General features: G+C 71.6%; 15 protein-coding genes. 4 read left to right on the top strand and 11 right to left on the bottom strand.

Annotation, left to right across the window (positions count from 1 at the left end; all coding sequences use genetic code 11):
- The 3 genes from VG276_24745 to VG276_24755 all read right to left on the bottom strand — a co-directional run.
- The coding region (locus VG276_24745) for a hypothetical protein (protein ID HEV8652506.1) at positions 1-573 on the bottom strand (573 nt) is incomplete at its 3' end.
- Entirely contained in the window at positions 570-1,445 is an 876-nt protein-coding gene (locus VG276_24750) for a hypothetical protein (protein ID HEV8652507.1), read from the bottom strand. The genes VG276_24745 and VG276_24750, both read right to left, overlap by 4 nt.
- A 201-nt stretch (positions 1,446-1,646) precedes the next feature.
- Positions 1,647-1,871, bottom strand: coding sequence for a DUF3039 domain-containing protein (locus VG276_24755; protein HEV8652508.1), 225 nt, complete (start codon positions 1,869-1,871; stop codon positions 1,647-1,649).
- Positions 1,872-2,061: 190 nt separating this feature from the next.
- Between VG276_24755 and VG276_24760 the strand changes: the two genes are divergently transcribed.
- Entirely contained in the window at positions 2,062-2,628 is a 567-nt protein-coding gene (locus tag VG276_24760; GenBank protein ID HEV8652509.1) for a helix-turn-helix domain-containing protein, read from the top strand.
- A gap of 287 nt (positions 2,629-2,915) precedes the next feature.
- Here the strand turns inward: VG276_24760 and VG276_24765 are convergent, their stop codons facing one another.
- Together VG276_24765 and VG276_24770 are read right to left on the bottom strand one after the other, a co-directional pair.
- Positions 2,916-3,812, bottom strand: coding sequence for a DUF5667 domain-containing protein (locus tag VG276_24765; GenBank protein ID HEV8652510.1), 897 nt, complete (start codon positions 3,810-3,812; stop codon positions 2,916-2,918).
- A 296-nt stretch (positions 3,813-4,108) separates the two neighbouring features.
- Entirely contained in the window at positions 4,109-4,744 is a 636-nt protein-coding gene (locus tag VG276_24770; protein ID HEV8652511.1) for a hypothetical protein, read from the bottom strand.
- 182 nt (positions 4,745-4,926) lie between these two features.
- Here VG276_24770 and VG276_24775 point away from each other — a divergent pair, with 182 nt between their 5' ends.
- The 3 genes from VG276_24775 to VG276_24785 all read left to right on the top strand — a co-directional run bounded on the left by VG276_24775 (position 4,927) and on the right by VG276_24785 (position 8,316).
- A complete protein-coding gene (locus VG276_24775) occupies positions 4,927-6,312 on the top strand; it encodes an extracellular solute-binding protein (GenBank protein HEV8652512.1) in 1,386 nt (461 codons plus the stop codon).
- 79 nt (positions 6,313-6,391) lie between these two features.
- Positions 6,392-7,366 (top strand): sugar ABC transporter permease, encoded by a 975-nt coding sequence (locus VG276_24780; protein HEV8652513.1) that lies wholly within the window; start codon positions 6,392-6,394, stop codon positions 7,364-7,366.
- Positions 7,367-7,500: 134 nt separating this feature from the next.
- Positions 7,501-8,316, top strand: a complete 816-nt coding sequence (locus VG276_24785; protein ID HEV8652514.1) for a carbohydrate ABC transporter permease — start codon at positions 7,501-7,503, stop codon at positions 8,314-8,316.
- Here VG276_24785 and VG276_24790 read toward each other — a convergent pair whose 3' ends face one another.
- From VG276_24790 to VG276_24815, 6 genes are all read right to left on the bottom strand, one after another.
- Positions 8,317-9,642 carry a serine/threonine protein kinase gene (locus VG276_24790; GenBank protein ID HEV8652515.1) on the bottom strand — a complete coding sequence of 442 codons (1,326 nt, stop codon included), beginning with the start codon at positions 9,640-9,642 and terminating at the stop codon, positions 8,317-8,319.
- Between the two features lie 15 nt (positions 9,643-9,657).
- Complete coding sequence (locus VG276_24795; protein ID HEV8652516.1) at positions 9,658-11,220, bottom strand: S8 family peptidase; 1,563 nt, start codon at positions 11,218-11,220, stop codon at positions 9,658-9,660.
- Positions 11,221-11,545: 325 nt separating this feature from the next.
- Positions 11,546-12,532 (bottom strand): glycosyl hydrolase family 32, encoded by a 987-nt coding sequence (locus VG276_24800; protein ID HEV8652517.1) that lies wholly within the window; start codon positions 12,530-12,532, stop codon positions 11,546-11,548.
- Positions 12,533-12,552: 20 nt separating this feature from the next.
- The gene (locus VG276_24805) at positions 12,553-13,926 is read right to left on the bottom strand and encodes a glycoside hydrolase family 36 protein (GenBank protein ID HEV8652518.1); all 1,374 of its coding nucleotides are present in this window, start codon (positions 13,924-13,926) and stop codon (positions 12,553-12,555) included.
- Between the two features lie 514 nt (positions 13,927-14,440).
- A complete protein-coding gene (locus VG276_24810; GenBank protein HEV8652519.1) occupies positions 14,441-15,382 on the bottom strand; it encodes a carbohydrate ABC transporter permease in 942 nt (313 codons plus the stop codon).
- Positions 15,379-16,359: a sugar ABC transporter permease gene (locus tag VG276_24815; GenBank protein ID HEV8652520.1), complete on the bottom strand. Its 981-nt coding sequence runs from the start codon at positions 16,357-16,359 to the stop codon at positions 15,379-15,381. Before VG276_24815 ends, VG276_24810 begins: the two co-directional genes overlap by 4 nt.
- Positions 16,360-16,384: the final 25 nt, after the last annotated feature.

Consider the following 16,384-nt stretch of genomic DNA (forward strand, 5'->3'; position numbering starts at 1 on the left):
CCGGAGATCGAGCGGGACCTCGGACCCGCCCCGGCCCTTCCGGGGCAGCGGCGCGCCCGCCTTGCGGAGCAGGGCCTTGCAGGCCGCCACGACCCGATCGTGCCCGGCCGACTCGAGGACGGGCAGGGCCTGACGGAGCCACCCGACCGGGTCGCCCCACCGGTCGGCGATGGCCGCCTCCGCCACCAGCCGGTCGTGCAGGCATCGCAGCCAGTGCGCCCGGCTCAGCCGCTCCGTGGCCCGCTGAAACGCGGCCTCCCCATCCCGGGCACGACCGGCCCGGCCGAGCGCGATGGCCTCGCTCTGGTCGAGGGAGGCTTTTTCCTGGAACTCGTCCCGCACCGCGTGGATCAGGCCCGTCACGATCAACGCGTGGGGAAGCAGGCCCAACCCGAAGCGGCGGCAGAGCTCCACGCACCGTTCGTTGGCCGCGGCGAGGTCGTCCCACCGCCTCGCGAACAGGTGCGGCCAACACTGGTTCTGGAGGGTGAGGGCCAGCGCGGAGACCGCCCCCTCGCGCTCGGCCAGCTCTTCTGCTCGAACCAGATCGGCGATGTCTCCCGAGGACGTCATCTCGACCGTGCCGAGCTCGAGCAGGGCCCGGACCTTCCACAGCCGCAGGTCAGCTCGCTCGGCGATCTCCAGTTCCTGCCTGAAGACCTCGACGCCCCGCCCAGGGCCCGGCCCAGCGAGAGCCGCGCCTTCCCCGCGCGCCCGGGCAGCGCATCCGACTGCGCGAGCGAGGCCACAAGCCGCTCCCCCACCTGGACGGCGCGGTCGGGCTTCCCCGCCAGCGAGAGCACCTCCACCAGAACCTCGTCCACCTCGACGGTCAGTTCCCGGTCATCGCCGGCGAGGGACCGGGCGCGGTCCAGGGCCGACTCGGCGCTGGCCAGGGCGGTGCGGGCCAGGGACCTGCGGGCGGACTCCAGCAGCAGGCGCGCCGCTGTCTTCCGGTCCCCAGCGAGCTCCCGAAGCTCCGCCGCCCGCTCGCACCATGGCCCTGGCAGGCCCGGGTGGGCACGCTGGACCGCCTGGGCGGCCCGTGCCGCCAGCTCCGCCCGCTCGGGAGGGAGCAGGTCCTCGAGCACCGCCTCCCTGGTCAGCGCGTGGCGGAAGCGAAAGGCGGGGCACTCGGCGCTGTCCTCGGGGGAGACGATCTGGGCGTTCACCGCCGATCGCAAGGCGGACAGGACGGTTCCCCGATCCAAGCCCGCCGCGTCGGGGATCAGGGACCAGTCGAAGCGCCTCCCCAACACCGCGGCCGCCCCCAACACCGCCCGGTCCTGCGCGCCGAGGCTCCGCAGGCGCTCGCGCATCATCCCCTGGAACGTCTCAGGGACCCTAGGCGCGCGATCGGTCCGCAGCTCCCAGACGCCGCGCTCCCGCACGAGCGCGCCGCTTGCCACGCGGGAGGCCAGGACCTCCTCGACCAGGAACGGCACCCCCTCGGCCCGAGACGCCAGAAGACGCCCTAACCCGTCCGGGAAGGCTAGGTCCAGTTAGGGCGATGTACCCGAAACCTCCTCTCGCTCAGGGGTTCAGCATTCGCTGCTCGGCGTTGGCGCTCCGCGCTGAGATGCGTCCCCGCGGAGCCCGCGCAACACAGGCAGAGTTCGCCTTGTCGGGTCAGCGACCTGTCATCCTCAGTCGGCTCCCCAGAGCATGGCGGCCAGCTCCTTGCACCTCGGGCAGACCGGGAACCGCCGCGGATCACGGATAGGAGGGAAGCGGAAACCACACAGTGCCGTTATCATCCCGCCTTCGATCGCCGCGCGGGTGATCTCGGCCTTGTTCGCATAGTGGGCGTAGCCGTCACCTTCGGACGTGTCGCTGTCAGCCAGGTTCGGACGGGTCTCGGTGGTGGCCATGACCTGCTACTCCTTCGGTCTCGGTCGTGCGCATGCGCGGCTTCTCAGCGTCCCCGTGCGAAGCGTCCCCGTGCGAAGCGTCCACCGTGCGGCCGCCCGGCCGCACGGTGCAGCTGCATTCTGCTCCTCCGCCACGACGGCCGCACGCCCCGGCTCTTGCATCATCGTCAAGGGTAGATAGGATCCCGGCATGCCAAGAAACCGGCAGGACGTCCCGCGTGAGCAGCGGGTCGGGGAGCTCGTGGACGTCGCACGCCGGCTGTTCCTCGAGCGTGGCTACGCCGCCACCTCCATCGCCGACATCGCCCGCGAAGCCGGCTTGGCCGCGAACAGCGTGTACTGGTACTTCCCGACCAAGGACCACGCCTTCGCCGCGGTCCTGGACCGCCTGCTCAGCGACGAGGTCGAGCGCGCCCCGGGCCGGGAAGACCCCGGCAGCGATCCGGTGGACCGGCTGTTCACCCTGCTCGAGCGGCTCGAGGACTACCGGCTGCTCCAGCCCGTGGTACACGAGCGGGTGCCGCACGCCCCAGCGGTCGCCGACTTCCACGAGCGGGCCCACGGCTTCCTGGAGCAGCTGCTCTCCGAGGCCCTCGAGGATCGGCTGCCGCCGGGCGAGGACCGGGAGCTGGCCGCCGCCGCGGTGGCTGCGGCCCTCGAAGGCGCCCTGTCTCACGCCGCGTCCAAGTACTCGTATGTTGAGGTCGTCCGGTTCGTCCTCGACCGCATGGGCGCCACCCCTCCTGGCCGCACCTGAGGACCACCCCTCCTAGCCGTACCTGAGGACTCGTCCCCCGAGCGCACCCGGCCGGTGCGGTCAGGCGACGAGCGGGCGAGGCGCGCCGCGGTGGCGGCCCAGCCCGGTGAGGCCGGGTCGATCAGGGCCATGTGTCGACGCCGGCGAGTTCGAGCAGGTCGACCGGGTCGCTGGCGGCGGCCTCGGCGATCTCCGAGCGCCTCGGCCACCGGCCCGGGCGGCGCCCCGTCGCCGTCCGGGGGCGCGTAGCGCCGAGGTGAGCGGAGGCTGCAGCGGGTGAGGGGACGCTACGGGCCGGACGTGTCGGCGCCGGCGCCGCTGCCCGCGCCCGCGCCGCCGCGGGCGCCGGCGCCGCTGCCCGCGCCGCTGCCGGCGGTGCTCCCGCCCGGCGAGGTCGGCGACATGTTGGGGCTGGTCGAGGGGGGCGGGGCGGGGGGCGTCTCCGCTGTGGTCTGCGGTGGCGCCGACGTGGTCTGCGGCGCGGTCGAAGGGACGGGCGGCGTGGCCGTGGTGCTCAGGATCGACGACGCGGTGACGGCGGCCGCCGGGTTGGTCGGCTTCGCCTCAAGGACGTCCTTGAGCTCCTGCTTCATGTCGTTGTTGACGCCGGTGAGCCGCTGGCGAAGGGCCATGGTCTCGTCGTTGGCGCCCTCCTCGCGGACCGCCTTGGCCACCGCCACGTTGGCCGCGTCGACCGCCGCCTTCACCTCCCGGAGGGCACCGACGATGCGGGCATTGTCGCGCCGCTGGACCAGCGCTTCCAGCTCGCCGATGCGGGTCTCGGCGATGCGCATGTGGATCTCGGCCTCCCGGCAGGGATCGAAGGTGAAGGCGAGGTCGGCAGCCTCGATCGTCCGCTTGAGCGGGTAGAGCGGGTGACCGGGCAGCGTCCGGCCCGACACCAGCGAGGCGGGAACGCCGACGATGGCGGCCGCGGCGGCCGCGGTCGCCACCGCGCGGGCCAGCGAGCGGCGGCGGCTCCGCGTGGAGGCGCGCCTGGCCCGGTCCATGGCCATGGCGACGTGCCGCTCGGCCACCTGGGGAGGCAGCTCGATCGCGCGCAGCTCCTCGGCGAGCAGCATGGCGGCCTCAACCGCCGGTCCCAGCTCGCTGCGGTACAGGTGGCGGTGCCCGTCCAGCACGACGTCGAGCTCGTCGTCGACTCTCGCGGAGTCGTTCACCATCCGGGCTTCCCCCCTCCTCCCGTCCGTGCTGCTGGACGGTCCAAGCAGCCTACCCCGCGGTCCCGGGTAGTCCAAGCGGCCGCACCAGGCCGCACCGTTGCGCCGCCTGGATCGCGCCGCTGGTCGTGCCGGCGGTGCTGGTGGTCACGGTGGTCGACCCCGCGCGCCACAGCCCCTCGTGCTGGTCGGCCGACAGCCGCCAGCCCGGCGACAGCTACGGTATGACTGTAGCGCATTCGTCCAGCTACGCCCGGACCGCGCGGGTCGGCGCGCTCGTCCCGCGTCAGCGCCCTGCGTCAGCGCCGCCGGGTGCCGCGCCGCTCGATCTCGGACGTCAGCTGCACCCGGCGCGCCTCCCAGCGCTCGAGGACCTCGTCGATCGCGTTCGCGGCCGCCTCGTAGCGGTACAGCTCTTCGGGGCGGCGCCTGGAAGCGCGGGACCCGCCGCCGGCTTGCGCCCGCCCCCCTTCGGCGCGGCCGGCTTGCGCCCGCCCCGCTTGCGCCCGCCCCGCTTGCGCCCGCCCGGCTTCGGCCCGCCCGGCTTGCCCCCGCCCGCCCGGCGGCCGCCCCCCTTCGGCGCGGCCGGCTTGCCCCCGCCCGCCCGGCGGTCGCCCGATCTCCGCCCGCCCGGCCTGTCCCCGCCCGGAACCGGGCGCCCGCCCCGCTTCCGCGCGGCCGGCCTGGGCGCCGCGCCCGCCCGGTTCCGGGCGCTCGCCGCCTTGGAGCCGGCGCAGGTCGAGCTCGAGCTCCCGCTTGAGCCCGCGCAGGTCCCGAAGCGCGCGGGTCAGGGCACGGCGGGCCTCGGCGAGCTGCCCCGCGGTGGGTGGCTCACCGGCCGGGAGGACCTGCATGAGCGCGCGGCCCGCGGCCAGCTCGTGCCGCCGGAGCTGCTCCTCGTACCCGCTCGCGCTCCGTCCGGTCTCCGCCGCCATCCCCGCTCACCTCGGTTTCCGACTCGGTCTGCGTCCACTCGCATGGTAGTGCCGCCAGGCCAGCGCAATTGGGCGGTGATGGACGTTTCGCGGCGAACAGGCGAACATGCGTAGGATCAGCGGCTTGTCCGAAAGCTTGCCTTGTCCCTGTCCGTGGGTCAGGCCGCGCCAAGGGAGGACCAATGAGGGTTCGGACGTCCGTCCTCGTCGTGCTCGCCCTGCTGCTCGCGGCCGCGGGCTGCGGGGGAGGCGCGGACGAAGGGAAGGGCAACGCCAAGGAGCTGGTCTTCTGGAACAGCGAGGACAACGCCGTGCGGGTCAAGGCCACCCAGGCGATCCTCGACAGGTTCGCCCAGCAGACCGGCATCAAGGTCAAGCAGGTGGCGATCGCCGAGGACCAGCTCCAGGCCCAGATCGCCTCGGCCAGCGCGGCTGGCACCCTGCCCGACCTGTTCGGCTCCCTGAGCCTGGGGTTCGCCCACTCCCTGGCCGCCGACGACTTCGCCGACCCGGACGCCGCCGCCGCCGTGGTCGACCAGCTCGGCCGCGAAACCTTCTCCGAGCGAGCCCTCAAGTTGGTCGAGGCCGAGGGCAAGCCGGTCGCCGTGCCGAGCGACAGCTGGACGCAGCTGCTGGTCTACCGCAAGGACCTGTTCGACAAGCAGGGGCTGGCCGCCCCCGACACCTTCGAGGCCATCCAGGCGGGCGCCGCCAGGCTGAAGACCACGGGAATGGCCGGGATCGCGGCCGCGACCAAGCCGGGCGACGTGTTCACCCAGCAGACCTTCGAGTACTTCGCGGTCGCCGACAACTGCCAGCTCACCGACGACACCGGCAAGGTCACCCTGGACAGCCCGGCCTGCCAGAACACCTTCAGGTTCTACACCGACCTGATCCGCAACACCTCGGTCAGGGGCGCCCAGGACGTCGACACCACCCGGGCCACCTACTTCGCGGGCAAGTCGGCGATGCTGGTCTGGTCGTCGTTCATCCTCGACGAGCTGGCCGGCCTCCGCAGCGACGCGCTGCCGACCTGCGCCGAGTGCAAGAAGGACAAGAAGTTCCTGTCCAAGAACAGCGGCATCGTGACCGCGGTGAAGGGGCCGGACGCCAGCGAGCCGGCCCAGTACGGCGAGGTCACCTCGTTCGTCATCGTCAAGGACGGCAACGTCGACGCGGCCAAGCAGCTCGTGCAGTTCATGCTGAACGACGGGTACGTCGACTGGCTCGCGCTGTCCCCGGAGGGCAAGTTCCCGGTCCGCAAGGGCACCAAGGACGAGCCTGACAAGTTCACAAAGGCGTGGAACGGCCTGAAGACCGGGGTGGACACCAAGGAGCCGCTGTCGGCGAACTACCCGCCGGAGGTGCTCCAGGCGCTCAGCACCAGCACCGACACGATGAAGCGCTGGGGCTTCGAGCAGGGCCAGGGCAAGCTCGTGGGCGCCCAGCTCGGCGAGCTGCCGGTCCCCAAGGCCCTGAGCGAGGCCCTGGACGGCAGGACCGACCCGGCCGCGGCCGCCAAGCAGGCCCAGCAGGAGGTGGAGCAGATCGCCGAGTCGGTGAAGTAGCTGCAGGTGGGGTGGCTGCAGGTGGGGTGGCTGCAGGTGGGGTAGCAGCAGGTGGGGTAGCAGCGTCCGGGAGGTGATCATGGCAACGGTCGACGTCCAGCCCAGCAGGCGCCGGCGCGGGCTGACCCTGCGCCAGCAGGAGAACCGGGCCGGGCTGGCGCTGCTGTCGCCGACCTTGGTGGTGGTCCTGGTGATGGTGGTCCTGCCGATCCTGTGGACCACAGTGCTCGCCTTCCAGCGGATCCGCCTGAGCACCATCAGACGGGTCGGCCTGTTCGACGCCGGGTACACGCTGCGCAACTTCCAGACCGTGCTCACCTCCCGCGGGTTCCTGGACGCGTTGAAGACCACCCTGGTCTACAGCGTCGTCGGGACCACCCTGGCGATCGGGTTGGGCCTGGTCGCCGCGCTGGTGGTGCGGTCGCCGTTCCGCGGCCGCACCTTGGTGCGGGCGTCGATGCTGCTCCCCTACGTCGCGCCCATCGTCGCGGTCGCCTTCGTCTGGCAGATCATGCTCAACCCGGAGCTCGGGGTGGTGAACGCGATCGGCACCGACCTGCTCGGCTGGGACGAGGCGGTCCCGTTCCTCACCGAGCGGAGCGGCACCCTGAGCATGTTCGGGTTCGACCTCGGCGTGCCGACCGCGCTGCTCACGGTCATCGTGTTCCAGGCCTGGCGCTACTTCCCGTTCGCGTTCCTGTTCATCCTGGCCCGCCTGCAGGCCTTGCCCGCCGAGCTGGACGAGGCGGCCCGGGTCGACGGCGCCACCCCGCTGCAGCGCTTCTGGTACATCACCCTGCCCCAGCTCAAGGGCGTGATCGCCCTGCTCGTGGTGCTCCGGTTCATCTGGACGTTCAACGAGTTCGACGACATCTTCCTGCTCACCGGGGGCGGGGCCGGCACCGAGGTGCTGTCGGTGCGGGTCTACCGGTACCTCACCGCCCGCAACGACGTGGGCGCGTCCGCGGCGACGTCGCTGGTGATGGCTGCCCTCCTCGCGGTCGTGCTGCTCTTCTACTTCCGCTACTTCGCGAGGAGGGAGGAGGCGCCATGACCAGCCCCGAGGCCCCGACCGAGGCCGCTGGCGGCGCCGAGCGGACCCTGGCCCCGCCCCGCCCGGTGGCGGCGACACGGCGGCTCAGCCGCGAGGTCGTGGAGACGCGCGTGCTCGGGCTCCTCAAGTGGGTCATGATCGCGTTCTTCGTGGCGATCACCTTGTTCCCCTTCTACTACATGGTGCTGCTTTCGCTCCGCACGATCGAGAACCTGGCGCTCGAGCCGGGCACGCTGTGGGTGTCTGTGAAGGAGGTCAGCTTCGACACCTACAAGAACGTGCTGCGCAGCACCGACGACGGCGGGCAGGGGTTCCTGCTGTTCCTCCGCAACAGCGGCCTGGTCGCGCTCAGCTCGGTCGTGGTCACCCTGGCGGTGTCGATCCTGGGCGCGTACGCGATCAGCCGGCTCGAGTTCTTCGGCCGCCGGCAGGTGCACGCCCTCTTCCTGGCCGTCTACCTGTTCCCGGCCATCCTGCTCGCGATCCCGCTGTTCGTGTTCTACACCCGGATCGGGCTGCGCGGCTCCCTGCTCGGCCTGGTGCTCGTCTACGCCTCCCAGACCGTGCCGGTCACCATCCACATGCTCCGCAACTACTTCGAGACCGTGCCGAGAAGCCTCGAGGAGGCGGCCGCGGTCGACGGCTACAGCCGCCTGCAGATCATCCGCAAGGTCAGCCTGCCCCTGGCCAAGCCGGCGATCATGGCGACCAGCCTGTTCGTGTTCATGATCGCCTGGAACGAGTTCCTGTTCGCGCTGCTGTTCCTGGTCGACCGGCGCGAGCGCTGGACCGTGTCGCTCGGCCTGTCCCAGCTCGCCGGCAGCATCGAGATCCCCACCACCATCCTCATGGCCGGCGCCGTGATCCTCACCATCCCGATCGTGGTGCTGTTCTTCCTCACCGAGCGCCTGCTCGTCGAGGGCCTGACCAGCGGCGCGGAAAAGGGCTGATCAGCCGGTCCTTGGGGTGATCGCCGCGGCCGACAGCAGCGCCCAGGCGATCTCCGGGTGGACGATGTCGGAGTGGGAGCCCGACGGCGGCCCGCCGTTCCTGATGACCGCGTTGGCGTCGAGGTTGAAGAAGCGCCCGGGCGCGAACTGGTAGGGCTGCTCGACCGGGGCCATCGGCGCCTGGCTGGCGTCGACCGCCTGGAACCCGTCGAAGCCGACCCCACCCCACTTGTACAGCAGGTCCTCGAACCCGGAGGTCGCGTCGCGGCTCAGCATCGACGCCAGCGGGTACGCCTTGCCGACGGCCAGGTCGAGGCGGGTGAACGAGGCGACCAGGGGGCCGTCGACCCGGTCGGCCATGCCGGCCAGGGCGCCGTCCTTGCCGTCGAGCGCGGCCGCCGCGCGCGCGAACGCGAAGTGCGAGAACGCGCCCTGCAGCAGGGTGAGCGACTTCACCGGAGAACCCGGGCCGCGCGCGTCCGCGGGCAGGCCGGCCAGGGAGAACGAGACCAGCCGGGCGCCGAAGCTGTGGCCGACCAGGTGCACCCGCAGCCCAGGCTGGGTCCCGTGCAGGCTGGCGACGGCCGGACCGAGCCCGCTGCGGCCCACCGTCCCGGCCCGGCGCTTCATCTCGAAGTAGGTCGCCTGGCGGAGCACCTCCTTGGCGCCCTTCCAGAGCCTGGCGAACCGGTCGCCGAGCCCCGTCGTCCCGCCCTCGCGCTCCCGCTCGGGCGCCGGCACCAGCGTGGCGAACTGCTCGTAGAGCTCCTTCGGGTCGCCGACCTCGAACAGGCCGGCCTCCCCCTCGTCCTCCGGGGCGCCCAGGTCGCGGGCGCCCACGAGCTGCTTCATCAGCTCGTGGAAGCGGGCCAGCTCCGCGTCGTCCTCGGGCTGCCGGTCGAGCAGGTCGGCCAGCTCGTCGAGGGTCCTGCCCTGCTCGCTGCCTGGGAACTGGGCCCGCAGGTCCTCCACCAGCTGGCCGTCGGTCGGCTCGGCCGCCAGGCCCGCCACCGCCCCCTCGGCGACGCCGGGCAGGCTCTCGTCGGCCCAGCGCATCGACGGCCAGATGACGCCGACCACCCCGACCCTGGCGCCCTCCCGCTGCAACGCCGACGTGCGCGCCAGGGTGTCGCCGAGCTGGGTGAAGAACTGCTGGTAGAGCCGGCGGGCGATGCCGAGGTCGTTGTTCCAGCCGTGGGAGAGCACGAACAGGTCGGTGACCCCCTCCGCCGGCAGCTCGTCGAACACTCCGCCCGGCGCGACCAGCCGGCCGTCCTGGTCGAACCCGAGCTCCCAGTACGGCAGCCCGTTGATCGTCGCTGGCATAGGTCCTCCTCGTGGTTAGACCGCTTGGATCGTGCGCATGAGGTCGACCAGGCCGTGGCCCTCGAAGTACCGCTCGCGCCCCAGCGAGGTCGCCTGCTCGCAGAACAGCCGCTTGACCTCCTCGGGCCGGCCGATGAACTCGCGCCGGATCGACAGGAACCCGGCGACCGCGCCGGAGACGTGCGGCGCGGCCATGCTCGTGCCGGTGTCGTCGATGTAGCAGGGTGCGTCGTCGCCGGGCGCCGCGCCGCCCGCGATCGCCGCGAGCTGCCGCAGCATCCTGCCGGCGGCGCAGGAGGTGATCCGCTCCCCCGGCGCGACCAGGTCGGGCTTGAGGCGCCCGTCGCCGGTCGGCCCCTTGGACGAGAAATACGACACCCCGTAGGTGTGGGGGCTGTCGCGGTGGGTGGCGCCGACGGTGATGGCGCCGGCGGCGTTGCCGGGGTCGGTGATCGTGAGCGTGAGCCCGACGCGGGTCGGCCCCCAGTCGGGGAGGTCGACCTGGCCGTAGCCGTTGTTGCCGGCCGCGGTGACCACCACCACGCCGGACCGGGCGAGCTGGTCGACCTCGTTGCAGAGCGGGCTCTGCCCGCATGCGAACCACCTGGCCTCGAACTTGTAGCCGAGGCTCAGGTTCACCCCGTGGACGCGGGGCAGCTTGCCGTCGGCGTTGACCACGGTGCGGATGTAGTGGAGCGCGGCCATGACCGCGGCGACCGAGCTCGAGCCGTCGTCGTCGACGACCTTGAGGCTTACGAGCTTGCACATCGGCGCGACGCCAGTGAGCGAGCAGGACTCCTCGACCCGCCTGGCCACGACCCGCTCCTGGTTGCGCTCGTCGACGACGTGCTGGCCGACCAGCACCCCCTCGGCGTGCTGGTCGCCGAGCCCGCCGGCGACGATCCCGGCCACGTGGGTGCCGTGGCCCTGCCCGTCGACCAGCGGCGAGGTGGAGAGCGGCTTGCCGCTCAGCGGGACCAGTCCGGTGAAGTCCTTGTGCAGCCCGGCCACGTCGCCCTGGAGGTTGGCGTGGGTGGTGAAATGGGGATGGTGCTCGTTGATGCCGGAGTCCACCACCGCCCAGGTCACGCCGAGGCCGCTCGCCTGGTAGGAGCGGAGCGCGGCGTCGCCCTTGACGGTCGCGACCGAGCGGTCGATGAACTGCTCGACCCGGAAGTCGGGCCAGACCCGGTAGATCGCGCGCTCGCCGGTGCCCCTGTCCTGCTGGTCGGCGTGGACCAGGCGCTGGACCTCGTCGGTGGTGAGCACGCAGCGGTAGTAGTTGGTTGCCACCTCGACCGGCGGGCGCTCCCGCGCCCCTCGGATGGTGCGCCGGTACAGGGCGAGGAACTCCTCCTTGGCGCCGGTGAGCGCCCTGGCGTGGAGCAGGTTCAGCTCGACCAGCACCGCGAACCGGTCGTCCTCGGCCAGCAGCCCGGCCCGGCCCCGCTGGGTCTCGTCGCGCAGCGCCTCCGAGATCGTGCTCGGGCGCAGCAGCCGCTGGCGCTGCGCGGCCGCGTCCTCGGCCGGGTCGGGCTGCTGGCCAGGCCCGTCGTGGCGCGGCGGCTGCGTCGGCACCGGCGACCCGACCTCCCCCGTGCGCGTGGCGCGCCTCGTCGTGACCCGTCTCGTCCCGGTTCGGGACGGTGCGAGGACTAGTCCCGGTTCGGGACGGTGCGAGGACTATAGGAACGGGCCTGACGCCTGTCCAGCTTGCTCCGGTGTCGGCGCGGGGCCGCCGCTGAGCACCGCTCAGAGGTCCTGTCCGTAACTTGACGGGAAGGCCCTGGTCGCCGGCCCGGGTTACGGGCAGGACTGCTGGTGACCTGCTTAGGGCTCGCCGCCCAATGTCCTGGCCAGATCGAGTCCGCTTGCCTCGGTGTGCCGGCGCTGAACGACCAAGTCATTGGCCCGCCGGCCCTTGGTCGACAGCGACCGGGAGCTCGACCGACAACGACCCGTCGGCGTGGGCGGTCAGCGGCATCGGGTCGCTGAGCTCGCCGAAGAAGGCGCCCCGGCCGTCGAGGTGCTGCCAGGCGAAGAAGTGCCACTCGCCCCGGTGGTGCAGGACCCGCCCGGCGTAGAAGCGGCCGTGGGGGTCGCCCACGAGGAACTCGTCCTGGTCCAGGGTGTAGCGGCCGAACCGCTCCCGGGAGGTCAGGTAGTGGGTGCCGCCCGCGGCGACGACGCCCGGCCGGGCCAGCCGCGCGGCGCTGTGGTCGTGCGCCCAGGCCGAGAACAGGATCCGCCAGGCGCCGCCCAGCTCCACCAGCTGCGGCACCTCGAGGTGGTAGAACTCGCCCGGTTCGGACAGCGGCGCTCCGGTCTGCCACGAGCGCAGGTCGGACGACCAGGCGTGCCCGATCACGCCCCGGCCGTCCACCGGACCGTGGTTGGCCCGCGCGGTGATCAGCATGTGGAAGCGGCGGGTGGCGGCGTCCCAGGCCACCCACGGGTCGCGCCAGTGCTCCGAGCGCGCGTCCGGGCCGCGCGTCTCATACCAGCGCGGGTCCGCTTCGAGCAGCATGCCCTGCTTCTCCCACGACAGCAGGTCGTCGGAGGTGGCCAGCCCGATCCGTTGCACAAGGCCGTCCTCGCGGGTCGAGATCCCGGTGTAGAACAGCTGCCAGCGGCCGTCGGCGGCCAGGACGCTGCCGGTCCAGGTCGCCTGGTCGTCGAAGCTGCCCGGCCGCCCGGGGTCGAGCGCGTTGGGCAGGACCTCCCAGGCGCGCAGGTCACGTGAGACCGCATGGCCGATCCGGGCGTGGCCGTGCCGCAGCTCCGGGTCGGCGAGGTCACGGGGGGCGTGCAGGAAGAACACGTGCACGTCGTCGCCGCTCTGGGCGAACCAGAAGTCCCAGATCCAGTGGCCGGGGAGTCGCAGGGTCATCGGTGCGAGATGGTGGCCGGTCAGCGGGGAGCTTGGGCGTCGAGCGCGAAGGGCTTGGGCGGTGGCACGGCGGCGAGCAGCCGCCGGGTGGTCTCCAGGCCCCAGGCGTCGAGGCCTTGCAGGCGGTCGCTCGACCCGCGCAGCCCGCCGTACCGCTCGACGTGGGCGGCCCAGCGCTCGCGGCGCTCGGCCTGGGGCCTGGCGATCAGGCAGTCCGGGTCGTTGACCCAGAAGCGGCCATGCTGCCAGGCGCGGCCCACGCCGCTGAGGATGGCCGCGCGCATGGACGGCAGGCTCAGGTCGACTCCGCCGGGCTCGTATTCCGGGCCGGTGTCCGGGCTGACCCGCATCGCGTCGACCAGGCCGACGCTGGGCAGGATGGGCGCGCCGCAGCCCAGCAGGTAGGCGTCGGGGCCGATCGCGTCGCGGATCAGCCGCACACCCCGCCGGTAGGCCTGGACCGCCGGCAGGTCGTCGTGGCGCTTGCCGTCGAGCGCCCCCGCGTAGATGAAGTCGATCTTGAAGAAGTCGATGCCGAGCCGGCGGAACGTGGAGAACACGTGGTGGAGGTACTCGGCGGCGCCCGGGTGGGTGACGTCGAGGGCGAACAGGTCCTGGTCCCAGTTGCGGCCGACGGACGCACCCCCGACCAGCCACTCGGGATGCTCGGCGTACAACCGGGAGCGTCCGCTGACCAGGAACGGCGCCGTCCAGATGCCCACGCGCCGGCCCCGGTCCCGGATGCGGGCGGCGAGGTCGCGCAAGGACCCGAAGCGACCGGACAGGATCAGCCAGTCGCCGAGCTGGGCCTGGTAGCCGTCGTCCAGCTGCACCACTTCGAGGGGCAGCTGGAGGTGGTCGATGGCGTCGAGGTTCTCGAGCATGTCCTGCTCGGTGACGGCGGTGAAGTAGTAGTACCAGGAGCACCAGATCGTCGGTGCCGGGCGGATCGGGCCGACGCCCACGGCGGACGCGTAGCCGTCGGCCCACCTGCCCAGCGCGGCGGCCATGCCGCCTGCCGCGTCGTCGGTCGTCTGCTGCACGTCGCCGTCGCTGGCCACCACGACCGAGCCGCCCTCGACCCGGGCGCGAATGGACGGCACGGTGTCGGCGCCCGGGTGGGCGGCGAACACGTGCACCGGTCCACGGTCGCCCTCCTGGACCGCGAGCAGCCCCTCGCCCTGGAACATCCCGTCCGGAGCCGAGCGGTCCGGGCGGTAGTTCATCACCCGGCTCCGCTCGCCGCTCGGACGGTACGGCCGCTCGTGCAGGCCGTACGTCGTGGTCGGGCTCCACGACTGCCAGCCGTGCTCGAACACCCGGGCGCTGCGACGGTCGCAGGCGACCGCGCCGACCTCCTCGAAGACCTGGCCCGGATGCAGTGGACCTTCCATCGGTGCCCTCTCAGCCTTGACCGATCCGGCGGTGCCATGTTGCAGTGCGTCGAATCACCTGCGAAGCGAGCCGTGGGGGCGCGCAGTGGGACGTCGAACGTTGCGGGCGCCGAAGCCGAAGCGTTGGGGAATCCGCACCCTGGCGTTCCTCGGGCTCGCTGCAGCGTCGATCATCGTGTCGAATCTCCTCCACGCCAAGGGGAACGACGATTTCGCCCTGCTCACGTTCATCGGTACGGTCGTTGGACTGGTCGGAGCGGCGGTCTGTAGCGTTCGCGGTCTTCGATCGTGAAACGGGCTTCCCAGGCTCTGCTCCGGCCGTTGGCACCGGCCGGTCCGCTCGCAAGCAGGACCTAGGCGCCCGCCAGGCAGCGCGAGCATCAGCAGCACCGCGGTGTGGGCCCGGTGGGCACCCCCGTCTGCGGTGCTCCAGGCTGGCCCCGGCGCCGGCCGGCATCGCTCCGCCGCTCGGTGCGGCGATGCCCGGTTGGCGCCGGAACCAGGCGTTGGCGTCCTATCCCTTGACGGACCCGGCGGTCAGGCCGCGCACGAAGTAGCGCTGCAGCGAGAGGAAGACGAGCACCGGGACGACCATGCTGATGATGGCGCCGGCGGTCAGGAGCTGCCAGCCCTGCTGCTGCTGCCCGACGAGCCCGGCGACGTTGACGGTGACCACCGCGCGGTCGCCGGGGCCGAGGAACAGCAGAGCGACGAGCAGGTCGTTCCAGACCCACAGGAACTGGAAGATGGCGAAGGAGGCCAGGGCGGGCACCGACATGGGGACGATCAGCTTCCAGAAGGTCTGGAAGTGGCTGGCCCCGTCGATCTTCGCCGATTCGATCACGGCCTTGGGCAGCGTGGACATGTAGTTGCGCAGGATGTAGATCGCCAGTGGCATGCCGAAGCCGATGTGGGCCAGGTAGACGGCCGCGAACGTCCCGGTCATCCCGAGGTTGCCGTAGATGCGCAGCAGCGGCACCAGCGCCACCTGGTTGGGCACGACCAGCAGGGCGACGATGAGGACGAACAGGACGTCGCGGCCCCAGAAGTCCATGAACGTGAAGGAGTACGCCGCGAAGGCCGCGATCAGGATGGGGATGACGGTCGCCGGCAGGGTCACCGCGAAGCTGTTGATGAAGGCGTTGCCCATCCCTCCCGAAAGGGCGTCGCGGTAGTTGGCGATCGTCCACTGGGTGAAGTCCAGCGGCGAGGCGATCACGGTCCACCAGCCCGAGGTGTTCGCGGCGTCCGGGGTGCGGAACGAGGTGATGATGATCCCGATCGTCGGGACCAGCCACAGGAAGCACACCAGGAGCAGGGCGGCCCTGACGAGCGGACCGGCCCGCCCTCGGCCAGGTACTGCGGCCTCGCGGCGACCCGGCAAGGAGAGGGCGCGCCGCGGCTTGACCGGACCGGGGACAGCGGTCGGAGGAGGAGTCGTTCCCGTGGTGGTCATCGTGCTGCCTCCTCGGCCCGGAAGTGACGCACCTGGTAGGCGATGATGGGCAGGACGGCGATCATGAGCATGACGACGATGGCGGCGGCCTTCCCGTTGTCGCCGTTGCGGAACAGTTCGTTGAAGAACCGGACGGCGATCACGTCGGTGTTGAAGTTGCCGTTGGTCATCACGTAGACGATGTCGAAGATCTTCATCACGGTGATGAGGACGGTGATGAAGACCGTGATGACCGTCCCCCAGATCTGCGGCACGATCACGCGGAAGAAGATCTGGCGCTCGTTGGCCCCGTCGATGCGGGCCGCCTCGAGCGTCTCCTCGGGCACGCCCTTGACCGCGGCCGACAGCAGCACCATCGAGAACCCGGCCTGTGCCCAGATGAGGATGATCATGAGCAGGAAGCTGTTGATCTTCAAGGTGTCGAGCTGCAGCCAGGCCACCGGGTCGAACCCGAGCGCGGTGACGATGGCGTTCTGCAGGCCGATCTGCGGCTCACCCTTCGCGCGGGTCTCGTAGATGAAGCGCCAGATGGTGGCCGCCCCGACCCCGCTGATGGCCATGGGCAGGAAGACGGTCGACTTCGTCAGCTTCTCGGCCTGGGGTCCCAGCCGGTCGGCGAGCACCGCGATCCCGAGCCCGAACGCCACGGTGACGGCCGGCACCACCGCGATCCAGAGCAGGGTGTTGACCAGCGTCAGCTGGAAGTCACTGGAGCCGAGCAGCTTGGTGTAGTTGGCCAGGCCGACCCAGGCGGTGCTCTGCGCGTTGGCAAAGCTCAGGATGATCGTTCGCACGGCCGGGTAGATGAGGAAGATGCCGATCGCCAGGACCGCCGGCCCGATGAAGACGTAGGGCTTGATGCGCTCTTCCCACTTTTCGGGGAGTCCCTCGACCAGCTTGTTGAGGACGTAGTAGAGCAGCAGGGCGCCGCCCACGCCACCGACGATCGCCAGCAAGGCGTTGATCACCCTGATCATCGACCTGCTCCTTTCCGCTTGTCAT

It is taken from the genome of Actinomycetes bacterium (assembly GCA_036000965.1).
Taxonomy (GTDB): Bacteria; Actinomycetota; CALGFH01; order CALGFH01; family CALGFH01; genus DASYUT01.

Excerpts from the sequence above, each read along its gene's own strand:
- VG276_24755 (HEV8652508.1), bottom strand. The coding sequence starts at position 1,871 with ATGGCCACCACCGAGACCCGTCCGAACCTGGCTGACAGCGACACGTCC.
- VG276_24760 (HEV8652509.1), top strand. The coding sequence starts at position 2,062 with ATGCCAAGAAACCGGCAGGACGTCCCGCGTGAGCAGCGGGTCGGGGAG.
- VG276_24765 (HEV8652510.1), bottom strand. The coding sequence starts at position 3,812 with ATGGTGAACGACTCCGCGAGAGTCGACGACGAGCTCGACGTCGTGCTG.
- VG276_24770 (HEV8652511.1), bottom strand. The coding sequence starts at position 4,744 with ATGGCGGCGGAGACCGGACGGAGCGCGAGCGGGTACGAGGAGCAGCTC.
- VG276_24775 (HEV8652512.1), top strand. The coding sequence starts at position 4,927 with ATGAGGGTTCGGACGTCCGTCCTCGTCGTGCTCGCCCTGCTGCTCGCG.
- VG276_24780 (HEV8652513.1), top strand. The coding sequence starts at position 6,392 with ATGGCAACGGTCGACGTCCAGCCCAGCAGGCGCCGGCGCGGGCTGACC.
- VG276_24785 (HEV8652514.1), top strand. The coding sequence starts at position 7,501 with ATGATCGCGTTCTTCGTGGCGATCACCTTGTTCCCCTTCTACTACATG.
- VG276_24790 (HEV8652515.1), bottom strand. The coding sequence starts at position 9,642 with ATGCCAGCGACGATCAACGGGCTGCCGTACTGGGAGCTCGGGTTCGAC.
- VG276_24800 (HEV8652517.1), bottom strand. The coding sequence starts at position 12,532 with ATGACCCTGCGACTCCCCGGCCACTGGATCTGGGACTTCTGGTTCGCC.
- VG276_24805 (HEV8652518.1), bottom strand. The coding sequence starts at position 13,926 with ATGGAAGGTCCACTGCATCCGGGCCAGGTCTTCGAGGAGGTCGGCGCG.
- VG276_24810 (HEV8652519.1), bottom strand. The coding sequence starts at position 15,382 with ATGACCACCACGGGAACGACTCCTCCTCCGACCGCTGTCCCCGGTCCG.
- VG276_24815 (HEV8652520.1), bottom strand. The coding sequence starts at position 16,359 with ATGATCAGGGTGATCAACGCCTTGCTGGCGATCGTCGGTGGCGTGGGC.